This is a genomic window from Rhodococcus sp. Leaf225 (assembly GCF_001426145.1).
GTDB lineage: Bacteria > Actinomycetota > Actinomycetes > Mycobacteriales > Mycobacteriaceae > Rhodococcoides.
Genome location: NZ_LMRN01000012.1, coordinates 237,560 through 254,321 on the forward strand (window position 1 = coordinate 237,560; position 16,762 = coordinate 254,321).

The following is a 16,762-nucleotide window of genomic DNA, read 5'->3' on the forward strand; positions in this document are numbered from 1 at the left end:
AGGCCAACTACGCAGCGTAGGAGATGCCGTCTACCATCGACGTGTGCTCTCCCGTGCGTACTTCTCCGTGGTCGACCGCCTCCCGGTCCCCTCCGTTCGCGTCCAGCGAATCATCGCGTTCGTCGTGATCCTGACGCAGGGCGGTATCTCGGTGACGGGCGCCGTGGTCCGGGTGACGGGCTCCGGGCTCGGGTGCCCCACGTGGCCGCAGTGTTTCCCCGGCAGCTTCACGCCCGTCGGCGTGTCCGAGGTGCCCGTCCTGCACCAGGCGGTCGAGTTCGGCAACCGCATGCTCACCTTCGCCGTGGTCCTCACCGCGGCTGCCATCGTCCTGGCGGTGACACGGGCACGGCGCCGCCGCGAGGTGGTCGTCTACGCGTGGCTCATGCCTGCGGGCACGGTGCTGCAGGCCGGCGTCGGCGGCATCACGGTGCTCACCGGGCTGCTGTGGTGGACCGTGGCGGTGCACCTCGTGATCTCGATGCTGATGGTCTGGCTCGCGACGTTGCTGTTCCACAAGATCGGTGAGAAGGACGAGGGCGTCTCGGTACCCGCCGTGCCCGCGCCGCTGCGGTGGTTGACCGTGCTGTCTGCGGTCCTTCTCGCCGGAGTTCTGGTGGCGGGCACCATGGTCACCGGCGCGGGACCGCACGCCGGTGACGCGGACGTGGCTCGGCTCGAGGTGGAGATCGTCACGCTGGTGCACCTGCACGCCGAACTTCTGGTGGGGTACCTGGCGCTGCTGGTGGGGCTCACGTTCGCCGTCTACGCCGTCAGTCCGTCCGGAGCCTCGGCCATCAAGAAGCGTCTGCAGGTGGTCATCGCGATCGTCGTCGCCCAGGCGTGCGTCGGCATCGTCCAGTACTTCACCGACGTCCCTGCGGCCCTCGTGGCCGTCCACGTCGCCGGTGCTGCCGCGGCCACGGCCGCCACGGCCGCTCTCTGGGTGTCTCTGCGGGAGCGGGAGACCGTGCCGGCAGCCGGGGACACCGACGTGACCTCGCCGCGGCTGGCCCGCGCGGACTGATCGGACGCGGTCAGAGACCGTTGCGCGCCTTCGGGAAACGCGACTGACGCGCCACCCATCCCGCCATCTGCGCGAAGTGACCCTTGCGCGGGGTGACGATGCTCGTCAGCTCGCGGTCCCAGTCACCGAGGGTCACGGAGTCGAGCGAGTCCACCACCGCGTGCGCGATGCGGAGATTGCCGGCGACCCGGTCCCCCAGGATCCCGTCGGCACCGACCAGGGTCATGCGGACACCGGCGCGGCCGAGCGGCTGCAACACCACCGTCGCGGACCCGCCGTGCGCTGCGACGAACGACTCGATCGAGGACACCAGGTTCGACGGCGGCGCCGCCGTCTCGGTGCTCTGCCCGGAGTCACCCTTGGGTGCGTTCTCGATGCTCTCGGTGCTCATGATCGTGAGAATACCCGGTCCGTCCCACGCGTCCCTACTGGCCGGTAACTCAGCGGTGGGTCCGTCCCGCCCCCGCTGTCGCGGGCGCGGTGGCAGACTTTTCCCATGCGCGCTGTACTCGTGACCAGAACCGGCGGACCCGACGTCCTCGACGTGACCGACGTCCCCGATCCGGTACCCGGCCCGGCCGATCTCCTGGTCCGGGTCCAGGCCTCCGGGATCAACTACATCGACACGTACTTCCGCAGCGGGTCCTACCCGCGGGAGCTGCCGTACGTCCCGGGCGACGAGGGCACCGGCGTCGTCGAGCAGGTGGGCTCGGAGGTGTCCGGGTTCTCGGTCGGCGACCGCGTCGCATGGGCCGCAGCGCCCGGGAGCTACGCCGAACTCGTGCGGGTCCCGGCCGCCTCTGCCATCGCGGTGCCGGCGGGTGTGGATCCCCCTCAGGCGGCATCCGTGCTGCTCCAGGGCATGACGGCGCACTATCTGATCGAGTCGACGTACCCCGTGCGGTCCGGCGACGTGGTGCTGGTGCATGCCGGCGCGGGCGGAGTCGGGCTGATTCTCACGCAGCTCGTCACGGCGAAGGGCGCGACGGTGATCACCACCGTGTCCACCGACGAGAAGGAGGCGTTGTCGCGCGAAGCAGGCGCGACTCACGTTCTCCGCTACGACGACGACATCCCGTCACGCGTGCGCGACATCACCGACGGTGTCGGCGTCGCGGCGGTGTACGACGGCGTCGGTGCCTCGACGTTCGACGCGAGCCTCGAGAGCGTGCGCATCCGCGGGACAGTGGCCCTCTTCGGTGCCGCGAGCGGGCCGGTACCGCCGGTGGACCCGCAACGCCTCAACAAGGCCGGCTCGGTGTTCCTGACCCGCCCCACCCTCGCGCATCACATCCGCGACCGGGCAGAGCTGGAATGGCGCGGCGGAGACGTGGTGCGCGCGCTGGCGGACGGAACCCTGACGGTCCGAGTCGAGCATCGCTATCCGCTCGAGCAGGCCCGGCAGGCGCACATCGACCTGGAGAGCCGGCGGACGGCGGGATCGATCGTGCTGGAACCCTGACGCGGAGCGGGTGTCAGGAGAAGAAGTCGGAGACCGTGGACATCCCGAGCACGGAGTCGACGGCGAGACCGATGAAGACGACCGCGAGGTAGTTGTTCGACTGCAGGAACAGGCGCAGCGGCTTCACGGCCTCGCCGCGTCGCACGCCCGAGTAGAGCTGGTGCGCCATGAGGAGGAACCAGGCACCCGCCGCCAGGGCGACCGCGGCGTAGACGACACCGGCCGCCGGGATCAACGCAGCCGTGGCCGCAACCGTGGCCCAGGTGTAGAGGACGATCTGCCGGGTGACGACCTGTTCGGTGGCGACGACGGGCAGCATGGGCACACCCGCCGCCTTGTAGTCGTCCTTGTAGCGCATGGCCAGGGCCCATGTGTGGGGCGGAGTCCAGAAGAAGATGACGAGGAACAGGACGATCGCCTGCCACCCGACGGTCCCGGTCACGGCGGACCATCCGACGAGTGCGGGCATGCATCCCGCGGCACCGCCCCAGACCACGTTCTGCGAGGTCCGGCGCTTGAGCACCATCGTGTAGACGAGGACGTAGAACAGAATCGTCGCGACGACCAGGATCCCACTGAGGAGGTTCGCCGCCCACCAGAGCCAGAGGAAGGATCCGACTCCGAGGAGCGCGCCGAAGACGAAGGCGTGCGACGTCGGCACGGCCTCGCGGGCCAGGGGCCGCCGCGCGGTGCGCTTCATGACCTTGTCGATGTCCGCGTCGACGACGCAGTTCAGCGTGTTGGCGCTGGCGGCACCCATCCACCCGCCGAACAGCGTGGCGAACAGCAGCGGGAGGTTCACCGTGCCGCGGTCCGCGAGGAGCATCGTGGGGATGGTCGCGACCAGGAGGAGCTCGATCACGCGCGGTTTCGTCAGCGCGATGTAGGCGGCGGGTTTGGCCGTCAGCCGGCCGAGTCTCGACGTGGGAGCGGTCGACACGTCCCGGGTCGGACTGTCGGTGAACCCGTGTCCGCTCGGGCTCTGCCGCATACCCACTCGAATCTCCCTCTCGCACCGTCCGCTCCACCACCCGGCCCAGTTACCGAGCGGAATGGTGCTACTACAAGCGATGGTAGACGCCGCCTGTGTCATCACCCCAATCGGCGGGTAGTCGGATGGTTCGGGCGTCGTGTGACGGATCGGCGGCGGACCACCCGTCGCGGAACCAGCGAGGCGTCCCGGACGGAACTAGGCTCGACCGTGAACCGGGTATCCCCGACCGACCCGCCGGGGAACTAGGCTCATCACGCGCGGAGCGGCGACGAGTGCGCCGCGTCCGTGCACTACTGGCCACCCCCACCCCGACAGTGTCAGGAGATCTCCACCCGTGTCGATCACAGACGACATCACCGTTCTCACCAGCGCTCACCATCCGAGCGACTGGACCGATCTGGACACACGGGCGGTGGACACTGTGCGTGTTCTCGCTGCCGACGCGGTGCAGAAGGTCGGCAACGGCCACCCCGGAACCGCCATGAGCCTCGCTCCCCTGGCGTACTCGCTCTTCCAGCGCACGATGCGCCACGATCCCACGGACACCACGTGGATCGGCCGCGATCGCTTCGTGCTCTCGTGCGGTCACTCGAGCCTCACGCTGTACATCCAGCTCTACCTGGGCGGCTTCGGCCTCGAGCTCGCCGATCTCGAGGCGCTGCGCACGTTCAAGTCGAAGACTCCCGGCCACCCGGAGTTCCGCCACACCAAGGGCGTCGAGATCACCACCGGCCCGCTCGGTCAGGGCCTGGCCTCGGCCGTCGGCATGGCCATGGCGTCGCGCCGTGAGCGTGGACTCTTCGATCCCGAGCCCGCATGGGGCGACAGCCCGTTCGATCACTACGTCTACGTCATCGCGTCCGACGGCGACATCGAGGAGGGCATCACCTCCGAGGCGTCCTCACTCGCCGGCACGCAGCAGCTCGGCAACCTGATCCTGTTCTACGACGACAACAAGATCTCCATCGAGCACTCCACCGATATCGCGCTGTCCGAGGACACCGCCAAGCGCTACGAGGCGTACGGCTGGCACGTGCAGGTCGTGGAGGGCGGCGAGAACGTCACCGCCATCGAGGAGGCGGTCGAGGCGGCCAAGGCCGTCACCGACAAGCCCTCGATCATCGTGCTGCGCACCATCATCGGCTTCCCGGCCCCCACGATGATGAACACCGGTGCCGTCCACGGTGCCGCTCTGGGTGACGACGAGGTCGCCGCCGTGAAGAAGGCGCTCGGCTTCGATCCCGAGAAGACGTTCGAGGTCACCGACGAGGTCATCGAGCACACCCGCGGCCTGCAGGCGCGTGGCCGCGCGGCGCACGAGGCGTGGAGCAAGGACTTCGACGCGTGGAGCGAGCGCGAGCCCGACCGTCGCCGCCTGCTGGACCGTCTGACCGAGGGCACGCTGCCCGACGGATGGACCGACGTCCTCCCCACCTGGGAGCCGGGCGGCAAGGCCATCGCGACGCGCGCCGCGTCCGGTGAGGTCCTCAGTGCCGTCGGCCCGGTCCTGCCGGAGCTGTGGGGCGGCTCCGCCGACCTCGCCGGCAGCAACAACACCACCATGAAGGGCGCCAAGTCCTTCGGCCCGACGTCGATCTCCACCGACGACTGGGACGCCGAGCCCTACGGCCGCACGCTGCACTTCGGTATCCGCGAGCACGCGATGGGCGCGATCCTGTCCGGCATCGTCATGCACGGACCGACGCGTGCGTACGGCGGCACCTTCATGCAGTTCAGTGACTACATGCGTCCCGCGGTGCGCCTCGCGTCCCTCATGGACATCGATCCCATCTACGTCTGGACCCACGACTCCGTCGGTCTCGGCGAGGACGGCCCGACGCACCAGCCGGTCGAACACCTCGCGGCGCTGCGCGCGATCCCGAACCTCTCGGTCGTGCGCCCCGGCGATGCGAACGAGACCGCCCACGCCTGGCGCGCGGTGCTCGCGCGCTCGTCGAGCAGCGGACCCGTCGGCCTCGCGCTCACCCGTCAGGGCATCCCGATTCTCGACGGCACCAGCTACGAGGGTGTCTCCAAGGGCGGGTACGTCCTGGTCGAGTCGTCCAAGGCCGCACCCGACGTGATCATCGTCGCGACCGGTTCCGAGGTGCAGTACGCCGTGGAGGCACAGAAGCTTCTCGAGGCTCAGGACATCGCGGCGCGCGTCGTCTCGATGCCGTGTGTCGAGTGGTTCGAGAGCCAGGACCAGAACTACCGCGACCAGGTCCTTCCGCCCACCGTGAAGGCCCGTGTCTCCATCGAGGCCGGCATCGCGATGCCCTGGTACAAGATCGTCGGCGGCTTCGGCGAGATCATCTCGCTCGAGCACTTCGGCGAGTCCGCGGACGCGGCGACGCTCTTCCGCGAGTACGGCTTCACGGCCGAGGCCGTCGTGGCCGCAGCTCAGCGCTCCATCACCAACGTGAAGGGATGACAGCATGACTCAGAACCAGAATCTCGCAGACCTGTCCGCCGCCGGAGTCTCGGTCTGGCTGGACGACCTCTCCCGTGACCGGATCTCCTCAGGCAACCTGAAGGACCTGATCGACTCCAAGTCGGTCGTCGGCGTCACCACGAACCCGTCGATCTTCCAGGCCGCCCTGTCGAAGGGCACCTCGTACGACGAGCAGGTGAACGAGCTCGCCGCTCGCGGTGCCGACGTCGATTCCGTCATCCGCACGGTCACCACCGACGACGTCCGCAATGCGTGCGACGTACTCGCACCGGTGTACGAGGCGACCAACGGAGTCGACGGACGGGTGTCCATCGAGGTCGATCCCCGCCTGGCCCACGACACCGACAAGACGGTCGCGCAGGCGATCGAGCTGTGGAAGATCGTCGACCGGCCCAACGTCCTGATCAAGATCCCCGCCACCGAGGCCGGCATCCCCGCCATCGCCAAGGTCATCGGCGAGGGCATCAGCGTCAACGTCACGCTCATCTTCTCGGTCGAGCGCTACGAGGCCGTCATGAACGCCTACCTCGAGGGACTCGAGTCGGCGAAGGCCGCGGGCCACGACCTGTCGTCGATCCACTCGGTCGCGTCGTTCTTCGTCTCGCGCGTCGACACCGAGATCGACAAGCGTCTCGACGCCATCGGAACACCGGAGGCGACCGACCTGAAGGGCAAGGCCGCACTGGCCAACGCACGCCTCGCGTACGTCGCCTACCAGCAGGTGTTCGAGATCGGGTCGCGTTTCCAGGGCATGCTGACCGACAACGCCCGGCCGCAGCGCCCGCTCTGGGCCTCCACCGGAGTGAAGGACCCGACCCTGCCCGACACGCTGTACGTGTCCGAGCTGGTCGCCCCGAACACCGTCAACACCATGCCCGAGAAGACGATGGACGCCTTCGCCGACCACGGCGAGGTCACCGGCGACACCATCACGGGCAAGGGTCAGGAGTCGCAGGCCGTCTTCGACGCCATCAGTGCACTGGGTATCGACCTGACCGACGTCTTCCTCGTGCTCGAGAACGAGGGCGTCCAGAAGTTCGAGGCGTCGTGGGGCGAACTGCTCGACGCCACCTCCGAGCAACTCTCCGCCGCGTCGAAGAGCTGAACCGTGGCGACGGAGTCAGCCACACCCTGGGTGAATCCGCTCCGTGACAGCAGAGACAAGCGTCTCCCGAGGATCGCCGGGCCCTGCAGCCTGGTGATCTTCGGTGTCACCGGCGACCTGGCGCGCAAGAAGTTGATGCCGGCGGTGTACGACCTCGCGAACCGTGGGCTCCTGCCGCCCGGATTCGCGCTGGTCGGGTTCGCCCGGCGTGAATGGTCGGACCAGGACTTCGGCACCATCGTCCACGACGCGGTCCGGGAGCACTCCCGGACGCCGTTCCGTGAGGACGTGTGGGAACGGTTGTCGGAAGGCATCCGCTTCGTACAGGGGTCGTTCGACGACGCCGCGGCGTTCGATCAGCTCACGAGAACGCTTGCGGAACTCGATGTCGAGCGCGGAACCGGTGGGAACCACGCGTTCTACCTGTCCATCCCGCCGGGCGCGTTCCCCACGGTGCTCGAGCAGTTGTCGGCGTCCGGTCTCGCCACCGGGCCGGAGACCGAGGACGAGGCGCCGCGGCACTGGCGTCGAGTGGTGATCGAGAAGCCGTTCGGCCACGATCTCGCGAGCGCGAAGGAGCTCAACGCGATCGTCAACCGGGTGTTCCCGGAGGATCGCGTCTTCCGCATCGACCACTACCTCGGCAAGGAGACGGTCCAGAACATCCTGGCGCTGCGCTTCGCCAACCAGCTGTTCGACCCGATCTGGAACGCCCATTACGTGGACCACGTGCAGATCACGATGGCCGAGGACATCGGCCTGGGGGGTCGAGCCGGGTACTACGACGGCATCGGCGCTGCGCGCGACGTGATCCAGAACCACCTGCTGCAGTTGCTCGCCATCACCGCGATGGAGGAGCCGGTCAGCTTCAGCCCCAGTGAGCTGCAGAGCGAGAAGATCAAGGTCCTCTCGTCGACGCGTCTGGCGGAGCCGTTCGCGCAGACCGCTGCCCGGGGGCAGTACACCTCGGGGTGGCAGGGCAGTCAGAAGGTGAAGGGGCTCAAGGAGGAGGAGGGGTTCGACGCGGAGTCGAACACCGAGACCTACGCGGCCATCACCCTCGAGGTGGACACTCGGCGGTGGGGCGGCGTGCCGTTCTACCTCCGCACGGGAAAGTCGCTCGGGCGGCGCGTGACCGAGATCGCGATGATCTTCAAACGCGCACCGCACCTGCCGTTCGACGCCACGATGACCGAGGAACTGGGCCAGAACGCACTCGTCATCCGCGTGCAGCCCGACGAGGGCGTCACGCTGCGCTTCGGATCGAAGGTGCCGGGGTCCAGCATGCAGGTGCGGGACGTCAGCATGGACTTCAGTTACGGCCAGGCCTTCACCGAGTCGTCGCCCGAGGCGTACGAGCGGCTCATCCTCGACGTGCTGCTCGGTGAGCCGTCGCTCTTCCCGGTCAATGCCGAGGTCGAGCTGTCGTGGAAGATCCTCGACCCCATCCTCGAGTACTGGGCGTCCGGAGGTGCGGCCGATCCGTACGAGGCCGGCACGTGGGGCCCCGATTCGGCCAACGAGATGATGCAGCGCACCGGACGCGAATGGAGAAGGCCGTGATCGTCGATCTGCCCGCCACCACCACCGGTGCCGTCTCGAAGAAGCTGGTGGAGCTCCGCGAATCGGGCGGCGCCGTCACGCTCGGTCGGGTGCTCACCCTGGTGGTCGTCATCCGTGATCCCGCGAAGTTCGAAGCCGCGATCGAGGCGGCCAACGAGGCCAGCCGGGAGCACCCGTGTCGTGTGATCGTGTTGGCCCGCGGTGATCGCGACGACGACGACGTGCTGGACGCGCAGATCCGCGTCGGCGGCGACGCGGGCGCGTCCGAGGTGGTCTTCCTGCGACTACGGGGCGAGCTGTCGGAACACGAGCAGAGCGTCGTCCTCCCCTTCCTGCTGCCCGACACCCCCGTGGTGGCCTGGTGGCCGAGCGGAGCACCGGCGGTCCCGAAGGAGGACCCGGTGGGCCGACTCGCCATCCGCCGGATCACCGACGCGACCAACTCACCCGACCCGCGCGCCGCCATCTCGTCGCGACTCGAGTCGTACGCCGAGGGCGATTCCGACCTCGCCTGGTCGCGCATCACCTATTGGCGTGCGCTGCTCACCACGGCACTCGACCAGCAGGCCGAGCCGGTGCGATCGGTGACCGTGTCGGGTCTGCGCGAGGAGCCCGCACTGGACATCCTCGCCGGGTGGTTCGCCGCCCGCCTCGACGTCCCCGTGGTGCGCAAGGTCGGCGAACTGCGCGTGGAGATGGAGCTGGCCGACAGCACCGTGTCCATCAGCAGGCCGCAGACCGGCACCACGGCCACCCTCATCCGCACCGGACAACCGGACACGCTGGTCTCACTCGCCCGGCGAGAGACCCGCGACTGCCTCGCGGAGGAGCTGCGTCGACTCGACCGTGACGAGATCTACGAAGAGGCCCTCGCCGGCCTGACGAAGGTGACCTATGAGTGAGACACGACCGGAGATCCACCGTTCCGACGACACGGCGGCGCTCGCCCGCGCCGCGGCCGAGCGATTCGTCTCGGTGGTCGTCGATGCCCAGCGAGCACGCGGTACCGCCTCCGTGGTGCTGACCGGTGGCGGCACCGGCGTCGCGACCCTGGCCGCTGTCCGCGACCTCGGCGGCGACATCGACTGGTCCGCCGTCGACGTCTTCTTCGGTGACGAACGCTTCCTCCCCGAGGGCGACCCGGAACGCAACTACGTGCAGGCCAGGGACGCCCTGCTCGATCACGTCGGCGTCGATCCCGACCGCGTGCACGTCATGGCCCCGTCCGACTCGCCGCTGGGCGACGACGTCGAGGCCGCGGCGGTGACCTACCTGCAGTCGGTGGCAGCCTTCGCACCGGAGGACGGACCCGCCTTCGACATCCACCTGCTCGGCATGGGCCCGGATTCTCACGTCAACTCCCTCTTCGCCCACGGTGACGCGGTGCAGGAGAAGTCACGCTGGGTCGTGGCCGTGACCGACTCCCCCAAGCCGCCTCCCGTGCGCATCACGCTGACGCTCCCGGCGGTGAACAGGTCTCGGCACGTGTGGTTCCTCGTCTCGGGCGAGGGCAAGGCCGATGCCGTCGCCGCCTGTGTCGGGGGCGCGGACCCGGTCGAGCATCCGGCCGCCGGCGCACACGGCCTCGAGTCGACCGTGTGGTTCCTGGACGCGGGGTCGGCGTCCCGCCTCTGAGCGACGCGGGGTCGGCGTCCCGCCTCTGAGCGACGCGGGGTCGGCGTCCCGCCTCTGAGCGACGGTCAGGCCGGCGGCCGTCCGGGCTGATCGTCCTTCGGTCGGACGGGTGTCGAGGCCTCTGGTCGACGCCGGGGCACTCCCCTGCGCCACGCGGATGCGGTTGCGGTGCAACGGTGTTCGTTCTGCGGAGTCATGACGGAGATCCTCCCGGCGTCGAATGGGTCTGTTCTGTTCGACGCCGGGAGGGTCCGCGCGGTTCCCTCTATCCGCTGTTGCGCAACGCGGTCGCGAGCCCGTTCATGGTCAGCAGGATGCCGCGCTTGACCTGCTCGCGATCGTCTCCCGCCCGCAGCTGTGCGAGTAGTTCCACCTGCAGGTGGTTCAGCGGCTCGAGGTACGGGAAGCGGTTGAACACCGACCGCGCCAGCGCCGGGTTGTCGTCGAGCAGCCCGTCGTGCCCGGTGATCTTCAGGTACATCGACACGGTCTTGGCATGCTCGGTCGAGATCATGTCGAACACGGTCTTGCGGAGCTGCTCGTCCGGCACCAGTTCGGAGTACCGGGCGGCGAGCCCCAGATCCGACTTGGCCATGACCTGCGCCATGTTGGACAGCACCGTCCGGAAGAACGGCCACCGCCGGTACAGATCGGTCAACGTGGCCAGCTTGTCCGCGTCGCCGCCGACCCAGTCCTCGAACGCGGTACCCACCCCGTACCAGCCGGGCAACATCACCCGCGACTGACTCCACGACATCACCCACGGGATCGCCCGCAGGTCGTACACCGAGTTGGTGGGCTTCCGCGACGCCGGCCGGCTGCCGATGTTGAGCTCCCCGATCTCGGCGACCGGTGTGGACATCCGGAAGTACTCGACGAAGCCCGGCGTCTCGTGGACCAGTGCCCCGTACGCGGCCTGGGCGCGTGCCGCCAGATCGTCGAGCAGCGCGTAGGCCGGCTCGGCGTCGTCCCCGAGCCCCTCGACGTCGAGCAACGTGCTCTCGATGGTCGCCGCCAACAGCGTCTCGAGGTTGCGGCGCGCCAGGCGGGGTTCCGCGTACTTCGCCGCGATCACCTCGCCCTGCTCGGTGATCCGCAGCGAGCCGGTGACCGCACCGGTGGGCTGAGCGAGGATGGCGTCGTAGCTCGGGCCACCGCCGCGGCCCACGGTGCCACCGCGGCCGTGGAACAGTCGTAGCCGGATCCCGGCGGCACGTGCAGCCTCGACGAGGTCGAGTTCGGCACGGTAGAGCGCCCAGTTCGCGGCCAGGTACCCGCCGTCCTTGTTGGAGTCGGAGTACCCCAGCATCACTTCCTGGTTGTCCCCGCGGGACGTCACCAGCGCGCGGTAGACGGGGATGGACAACGTCGCGGTGAGGGTCGCCGCGCCCTGCTGAAGATCGTCGATCGTCTCGAACAGCGGCACCACACCGACGGGCGAGGACGGACCCGTCTCGGCGTCTCCGGGATCGAGGATGCCCGCCTCCTTGAGCAGCACCGCGGCCTCGAGCATGTCGCTGACCGAGGTGCACATGCTGATGATGTAGTTCGGCACCGCGCCGCCGCCGAAGGTGCGCACGGCGTCCGCGGCGGACTCGACGATCGCCAGCTCCTTGGCCGTCTGCTCGCTGAACTCCGCGCGGGGCCCGATGAGGGGTCGCCGCGTCTCGAGCTCGGCGGAGAGGATCGCGACGCGCTCGTCCTCGGACAGTGACGCGTAGTCCGCGTGGACGCCCGCCCAGGCCAGCAACTCTGCCACGACCTGTTCGTGGATCTCGGAGTTCTGCCGCATGTCGAGCCCGGACAGGTGGAACCCGAAGGTCTCGAGCGCCTGCCGGAGCGTCGCGAGTCGGTCGTCGGCGATGACGCCGTTGGCCGTGCGCCGCAACGAGCGGTCCAGCAGGTCCAGATCGTCGAGCATCTCCTGCGGGGCGCCGTACGGCTCGAGTTCCGGCGAGTCGAGGGTGTTGTCCGGAACCACGTCCAGCATGCGGCGTGCCGTCGCCGACAGTCGCCCGCGGATACCGCGCACAGCTCGGCGGAAGGGCTCGTCCGCACGGAACGCCGACTCGTCCTTCGACGCATCGGCCAGGGCCTGCAGGTCCGCATCCACGTCGATCAACCGAGCCGACATGGACAGCTCGTGCTCGAGACCGACGAGATCCGCGAGATACCGGGTGAACGCCACCTGCGCGGCACGGTTGGTCGCGCGGTGCACGATCTCCCCGGTGACGAAGGGGTTGCCGTCCCGGTCGCCGCCGATCCACGATCCGGGTCGCAGCATCGGCTGCGTCAGCAGGTCGGCATCCGGCCAGCGGCTGCGCAGCGCTGCCCGCAGCTCGGTGTTGATGCGCGGGATCACGTCGAAGAGCGACATGTCGTAGTAGCGCAGACCCACCTCGATCTCGTCCTGGATCCGCAAGCGGGACAGCCGGATCAGCGCCGTCTGCCACAGTGCGAGGATCTGCCGCTCGATCTTCGCGTCGGTCTCCGCGATCTCCGTGTCGTCCAGTTCCGTGCGCTCACGGAAGCGCATCAGATCGGTGATGCGGCTCTGGATCTCCGACACGGTGCGGCGACGCGTCTCGGTGGGATGCGCGGTGATGACGGGCGACACCAGGGCGTCGCGGAGCAGGTCCTCCACCGTGGCGGCGTCGAGGCGCGCCGCATCGAGCTTGCTGTAGGTGGAGGCGAGACTGCTGTCCTGGGGCGGCTCCCCGGCACGCACGTGCACGGCGCGGCGGCGCTCGCGGTGAATGTCCTCCGCCAGGTTGGCGAGAAGCGAGAAGTGACTGAACGCCCGGATCACCGGGATGGCACGCGTGATGTCGATTCCGTCGAAGAGCCGGGCGAGTTCGCCGCGATCGATCTCCGACCGCCGCACCCGGAACGACTCCACTCGGGCCTGCTCGACGAGGTCGAAGATCTCCTCGCCCTCGTGGTCCCGGACGACGGAACCGAGTATTCCACCGAGGAGCCGAATGTCCTCTCGCAGAGGTTCGGTGGCGGGCAGACCTGGATCCACGACTGTCATGAGGACAGTATCGTCGGCGGACCCCCGGACCGCAGCGCGGGGCTCACGGCAGGGGTCACGTCACCCGATCAGGCGAACTTGATCTCCAGGCCGATACCCAGGATGCAGATGAGCCACACGACACCGGTGAAGACGGTGACACGGTCGAGGTTCTTCTCGACGACGCTGGACCCGGACAGAGACGACTGCACGCCACCACCGAACAGGCTCGACAGGCCGCCGCCCTTGCCGCGGTGCAGCAGGACGAAGACGAGCAGGCCGATGCTGGTGACCACCAGCAGGATGTCCAGGAACGTGCGCATGATGGCCAATGTTACAGGCCGCGCGCCGCCGAACGACGAAGGGCACGTCGCGTGTGCGACGTGCCCTTCGATCGGTGATGCACGGTGGGTCAGGGAAGCGGTCCCCCGGCGGCGATGGCACACAGGGTGGCGAACTCGTCCGCCTTCAGCGACGCTCCGCCCACCAGTGCACCGTCGACGTCGGTCTGCCCGACGATCTCGCCCACGTTCTTCGAGCTGACCGATCCGCCGTACAGCACACGGACCGCCGCCGCGGTGTCGACGTCGGCGAGCGACGCCAGCTCCTGACGGATGGCTCCGCAGACTTCCTGCGCGTCCGCGGCACTGGCCACGCGGCCGGTACCGATGGCCCACACCGGCTCGTAGGCAACGACGATCTTCCCGACCTCCTCGGCACTCAGACCCGCGAGGGACCCGCGGAGCTGCTCGACGTTGAACGCCACGTGCTCGCCGGCCTCCCGCACCTCGAGACCCTCACCGATGCAGACGATCGGCACGAGTCCGTGCTTCAGCGCGGCCTTGGTCTTGGCGAGCACCGCCTCGTCGGTCTCGCCGTGTCCGGCGCGACGCTCCGAGTGCCCGACCACGACGTACGTGCAGCCCAGCTTGGCCAGGAAGGCACCGCTGATGTCGCCGGTGTACGCGCCGGAGTCGTGAGGCGAGAGATCCTGCGCGCCGAACGTGAGCAGGAGCTTGTCGCCCTCGATCAACGTCTGGACACTGCGGATGTCGGTGAACGGCGGGATCACCGCGACGTCGACCTTCTCGAAGTACTTCGCGGGCAACGAGAAGGCGATCTTCTGCACCAGGGCGATGGCCTCGAGGTGGTTCAGATTCATCTTCCAGTTACCGGCGATGAACGGGGTCCTGGCCTTACGGTCGAGCGAAGCTCGTGGAGATGTCATGGTTCAGCCCTCCAGTACCGACAGGCCGGGGAGCTGCTTGCCCTCGAGGTACTCGAGGGAGGCACCGCCACCGGTGGAGATGTGCGAGAAACCGGCGTCCGGGAGACCCAGCGTGCGCACGGCCGCAGCGGAGTCGCCACCGCCCACGACACTGAACGCGCCCTTCGTGGTCGCCGCGATGATCGCCCGAGCGATACCTTCGGTGCCCTTCGAGAACTTCTCGAACTCGAAGACTCCGGCGGGACCGTTCCAGAAGATGGTCTTGGCGTTGCTCAGCACCGCCTCGAAGCGATCCACCGAGTCGGGTCCCACGTCCAGACCCATCCAGCCGTCGGGGATCTCCGACGCCTTCACCGTCTTCGACTCCGCGTCGGCGGAGAAGCTGTCGGCGACGACGAAGTCCGTCGGAAGGTGGATGACGTCACCGAAACGCTCGAGCAGGTCCTTGCACGTCTCGATGCGATCTTCCTGCAGCAGCGACGTGCCCACCGAATACCCTTGCGCCGCAAGGAAGGTGAAGGCCATGCCGCCGCCGATGACCAGCGTGTCGACCTTCGGCGCCAGCGCCTCGATGACACCGATCTTGTCGGACACCTTGGAGCCGCCGAGCACCACGGCGTAGGGACGCTCGGGGGTCTCGGTCAGCTTCGTCAGGACGTCGACCTCGGTCGCGACCAGCGTGCCCGCGTAGTGCGGGAGCAGCGTCGCGACGTCGTAGACCGACGCCTGCTTGCGGTGCACGACACCGAAGCCGTCGGACACGAACGCGGCGTCGTCGCCGGCCAGCGTGGCCAGTTCCTTCGCCAGCGCCAGCCGCTCGGCGTCGTCCTTGCTGGTCTCGCGCGGATCGAAGCGGATGTTCTCGAGCAGGAGAACGTCTCCGTCGGTCAGACCCTCGGCGCGAGCCTCGGCGTCCTGACCGACGACGTCACCGGCGAGCTGGACGTGGCGTCCCAGCAGTTCGCCGAGCTTCGCCGCGACCGGAGCCAATGAGAACGCGGCGTCCGGCTTGCCCTCCGGCCGGCCGAGGTGCGCGGTCACGATGAGCTTGGCACCCGCCTCGAGCAGCGTCTTCAGCGTCGGAAGCGACGCCTCGATACGGCCGGCGTCCGTGATCTGCCCGTCATCGAGCGGAACGTTGAAATCGGCACGGACGAGGACGCCGCGTCCGTCGACGCCCTCGTCGATGAGATCCTGCAGTGTCTTGACGGCCATCGGGTCAGAGCGACTTTCCGACGAGTCCGATGAGGTCGACGAGACGGTTGGAGTAGCCCCACTCGTTGTCGTACCAGGAGACGATCTTGACCTGGTCCTCGATGACCTTGGTCAGGCCCGAGTCGAAGATCGACGACGCCGGGTCGGTGACGATGTCGGAGGAGACGATCGGTGCGTCGGTGTACTTCAGGATGCCCTTCAGCGGGCCCTCGGCCGCAGCCTTCATGGCCGCGTTGATCTCCTCGACCGAGGCGGTCTTGCGCACCTGGGCGGTGAGGTCGGTGACCGAACCCGTGGGGATCGGGACGCGCAGCGCGTAGCCGTCGAGCTTGCCGAGCAGCTGCGGGAGCACCAGGCCGATGGCCTTCGCGGCGCCGGTGCCCGTGGGCACGACGTTGAGCGCGGCGGCGCGGGCGCGACGCAGGTCCGAGTGCGGACCGTCCTGCAGGTTCTGATCCTGCGTGTAGGCGTGGATCGTGGTCATGAGGCCCTTGACGATGCCGAACTCGTCGTCGAGCACCTTGGCGATGGGGCCGAGGCAGTTGGTGGTGCACGAGGCGTTCGAGATGATGTTCTGGCTGCCGTCGTACTTGTCGTCGTTGACGCCCATGACGATGGTGATGTCCTCGCCCTTGGCCGGCGCGGAGATGATGACCTTCTTGGCACCGGCGTCGATGTGGCCCTGAGCCTTCGACGCGTCGGTGAAGATGCCGGTGGACTCGACGACGACGTCGACGCCCAGGTCTCCCCACGGCAGGGCGGAGGGACCCTCGCGCAGCGAGAGAGCCTTGATCTTGCGGTCGCCGACGACGATGGTGTCGTCGCCCTCGAGCGAGACGTCGTGCGGGAGGCGGCCGAGGATGGAGTCGTACTTGAGCAGATGAGCGAGCGTTGCGTTGTCGGTGAGGTCGTTCACCGCAACGATCTCGATGTCGGTGGTGCCGAGCGCCTTCTGCGCATCGACCGCCCGGAAGAAGTTACGTCCGATACGACCGAAGCCGTTCACGCCAACCCGAACCGTCACTGTTCGCTCCTTTGTGTTGAAACTCGTGTTCCTCGTCGATG

General features: G+C 68.4%; 14 protein-coding genes. 7 read left to right on the forward strand and 7 right to left on the reverse strand.

Going from position 1 to position 16,762, the window contains the following annotated elements:
• The first annotated feature begins 43 nt into the window (after positions 1 to 43).
• Positions 44 to 1,027, forward strand: coding sequence for a COX15/CtaA family protein (locus ASG69_RS10805; RefSeq protein ID WP_056444676.1), 984 nt, complete (start codon positions 44 to 46; stop codon positions 1,025 to 1,027).
• Positions 1,028 to 1,037: 10 nt separating this feature from the next.
• On the opposite strand, the gene ASG69_RS10810 is transcribed toward ASG69_RS10805, so the two are convergent.
• Positions 1,038 to 1,418 carry a hypothetical protein gene (locus ASG69_RS10810; protein WP_027505290.1) on the reverse strand — a complete coding sequence of 127 codons (381 nt, stop codon included), beginning with the start codon at positions 1,416 to 1,418 and terminating at the stop codon, positions 1,038 to 1,040.
• A gap of 105 nt (positions 1,419 to 1,523) precedes the next feature.
• Here ASG69_RS10810 and ASG69_RS10815 point away from each other — a divergent pair, with 105 nt between their 5' ends.
• Positions 1,524 to 2,489 (forward strand): quinone oxidoreductase family protein, encoded by a 966-nt coding sequence (locus ASG69_RS10815; RefSeq protein ID WP_027505289.1) that lies wholly within the window; start codon positions 1,524 to 1,526, stop codon positions 2,487 to 2,489.
• 13 nt (positions 2,490 to 2,502) lie between these two features.
• Here the strand turns inward: ASG69_RS10815 and ASG69_RS10820 are convergent, their stop codons facing one another.
• On the reverse strand, positions 2,503 to 3,480 hold the full coding sequence (locus ASG69_RS10820; protein WP_056444679.1) for a heme o synthase: 978 nt from the start codon (positions 3,478 to 3,480) through the stop codon (positions 2,503 to 2,505).
• Between the two features lie 337 nt (positions 3,481 to 3,817).
• Here ASG69_RS10820 and tkt point away from each other — a divergent pair, with 337 nt between their 5' ends.
• The 5 genes from tkt to pgl are packed head-to-tail and all read left to right on the forward strand — an operon-like array spanning position 3,818 to position 10,241.
• Positions 3,818 to 5,917 (forward strand): transketolase, encoded by a 2,100-nt coding sequence (tkt, locus tag ASG69_RS10825; RefSeq protein ID WP_027505287.1) that lies wholly within the window; start codon positions 3,818 to 3,820, stop codon positions 5,915 to 5,917.
• Positions 5,918 to 5,921: 4 nt separating this feature from the next.
• Positions 5,922 to 7,043, forward strand: a complete 1,122-nt coding sequence (gene tal / locus ASG69_RS10830) for a transaldolase (RefSeq protein WP_027505286.1) — start codon at positions 5,922 to 5,924, stop codon at positions 7,041 to 7,043.
• 3 nt (positions 7,044 to 7,046) lie between these two features.
• Positions 7,047 to 8,606, forward strand: coding sequence for a glucose-6-phosphate dehydrogenase (gene zwf / locus ASG69_RS10835; RefSeq protein ID WP_056444682.1), 1,560 nt, complete (start codon positions 7,047 to 7,049; stop codon positions 8,604 to 8,606).
• Entirely contained in the window at positions 8,603 to 9,508 is a 906-nt protein-coding gene (opcA, locus tag ASG69_RS10840) for a glucose-6-phosphate dehydrogenase assembly protein OpcA (RefSeq protein WP_200933809.1), read from the forward strand. Before zwf ends, opcA begins: the two co-directional genes overlap by 4 nt.
• Positions 9,501 to 10,241 carry a 6-phosphogluconolactonase gene (gene pgl, locus ASG69_RS10845; protein WP_027505283.1) on the forward strand — a complete coding sequence of 247 codons (741 nt, stop codon included), beginning with the start codon at positions 9,501 to 9,503 and terminating at the stop codon, positions 10,239 to 10,241. The genes opcA and pgl overlap by 8 nt, the downstream gene beginning before the upstream one ends.
• 265 nt (positions 10,242 to 10,506) lie before the next feature.
• Here the strand turns inward: pgl and ppc are convergent, their stop codons facing one another.
• The 5 genes from ppc to gap all read right to left on the reverse strand — a co-directional run bounded on the left by ppc (position 10,507) and on the right by gap (position 16,721).
• The gene (gene ppc, locus ASG69_RS10850; RefSeq protein WP_056444689.1) at positions 10,507 to 13,275 is read right to left on the reverse strand and encodes a phosphoenolpyruvate carboxylase; all 2,769 of its coding nucleotides are present in this window, start codon (positions 13,273 to 13,275) and stop codon (positions 10,507 to 10,509) included.
• A 68-nt stretch (positions 13,276 to 13,343) separates the two neighbouring features.
• Positions 13,344 to 13,577 carry a preprotein translocase subunit SecG gene (gene secG, locus ASG69_RS10855; RefSeq protein ID WP_027505281.1) on the reverse strand — a complete coding sequence of 78 codons (234 nt, stop codon included), beginning with the start codon at positions 13,575 to 13,577 and terminating at the stop codon, positions 13,344 to 13,346.
• Between the two features lie 89 nt (positions 13,578 to 13,666).
• Positions 13,667 to 14,482, reverse strand: coding sequence for a triose-phosphate isomerase (tpiA, locus tag ASG69_RS23050; protein ID WP_056444691.1), 816 nt, complete (start codon positions 14,480 to 14,482; stop codon positions 13,667 to 13,669).
• A gap of 3 nt (positions 14,483 to 14,485) precedes the next feature.
• On the reverse strand, positions 14,486 to 15,697 hold the full coding sequence (locus ASG69_RS23055; RefSeq protein WP_056444694.1) for a phosphoglycerate kinase: 1,212 nt from the start codon (positions 15,695 to 15,697) through the stop codon (positions 14,486 to 14,488).
• A gap of 4 nt (positions 15,698 to 15,701) precedes the next feature.
• Positions 15,702 to 16,721 carry a type I glyceraldehyde-3-phosphate dehydrogenase gene (gene gap, locus ASG69_RS10870; RefSeq protein WP_027505278.1) on the reverse strand — a complete coding sequence of 340 codons (1,020 nt, stop codon included), beginning with the start codon at positions 16,719 to 16,721 and terminating at the stop codon, positions 15,702 to 15,704.
• Positions 16,722 to 16,762: the final 41 nt, after the last annotated feature.

Bases quoted from the DNA above. Each gene is read 5' to 3' on its own strand.
- ASG69_RS23055 (WP_056444694.1), bottom strand. From the start codon at position 15,697: ATGGCCGTCAAGACACTGCAGGATCTCATCGACGAGGGCGTCGACGGA.
- tpiA (WP_056444691.1), bottom strand. From the start codon at position 14,482: ATGACATCTCCACGAGCTTCGCTCGACCGTAAGGCCAGGACCCCGTTC.
- ASG69_RS10810 (WP_027505290.1), bottom strand. From the start codon at position 1,418: ATGAGCACCGAGAGCATCGAGAACGCACCCAAGGGTGACTCCGGGCAG.
- ppc (WP_056444689.1), bottom strand. From the start codon at position 13,275: ATGACAGTCGTGGATCCAGGTCTGCCCGCCACCGAACCTCTGCGAGAG.
- ASG69_RS10820 (WP_056444679.1), bottom strand. From the start codon at position 3,480: ATGCGGCAGAGCCCGAGCGGACACGGGTTCACCGACAGTCCGACCCGG.
- ASG69_RS10815 (WP_027505289.1), top strand. From the start codon at position 1,524: ATGCGCGCTGTACTCGTGACCAGAACCGGCGGACCCGACGTCCTCGAC.
- pgl (WP_027505283.1), top strand. From the start codon at position 9,501: ATGAGTGAGACACGACCGGAGATCCACCGTTCCGACGACACGGCGGCG.
- secG (WP_027505281.1), bottom strand. From the start codon at position 13,577: ATGCGCACGTTCCTGGACATCCTGCTGGTGGTCACCAGCATCGGCCTG.
- tal (WP_027505286.1), top strand. From the start codon at position 5,922: ATGACTCAGAACCAGAATCTCGCAGACCTGTCCGCCGCCGGAGTCTCG.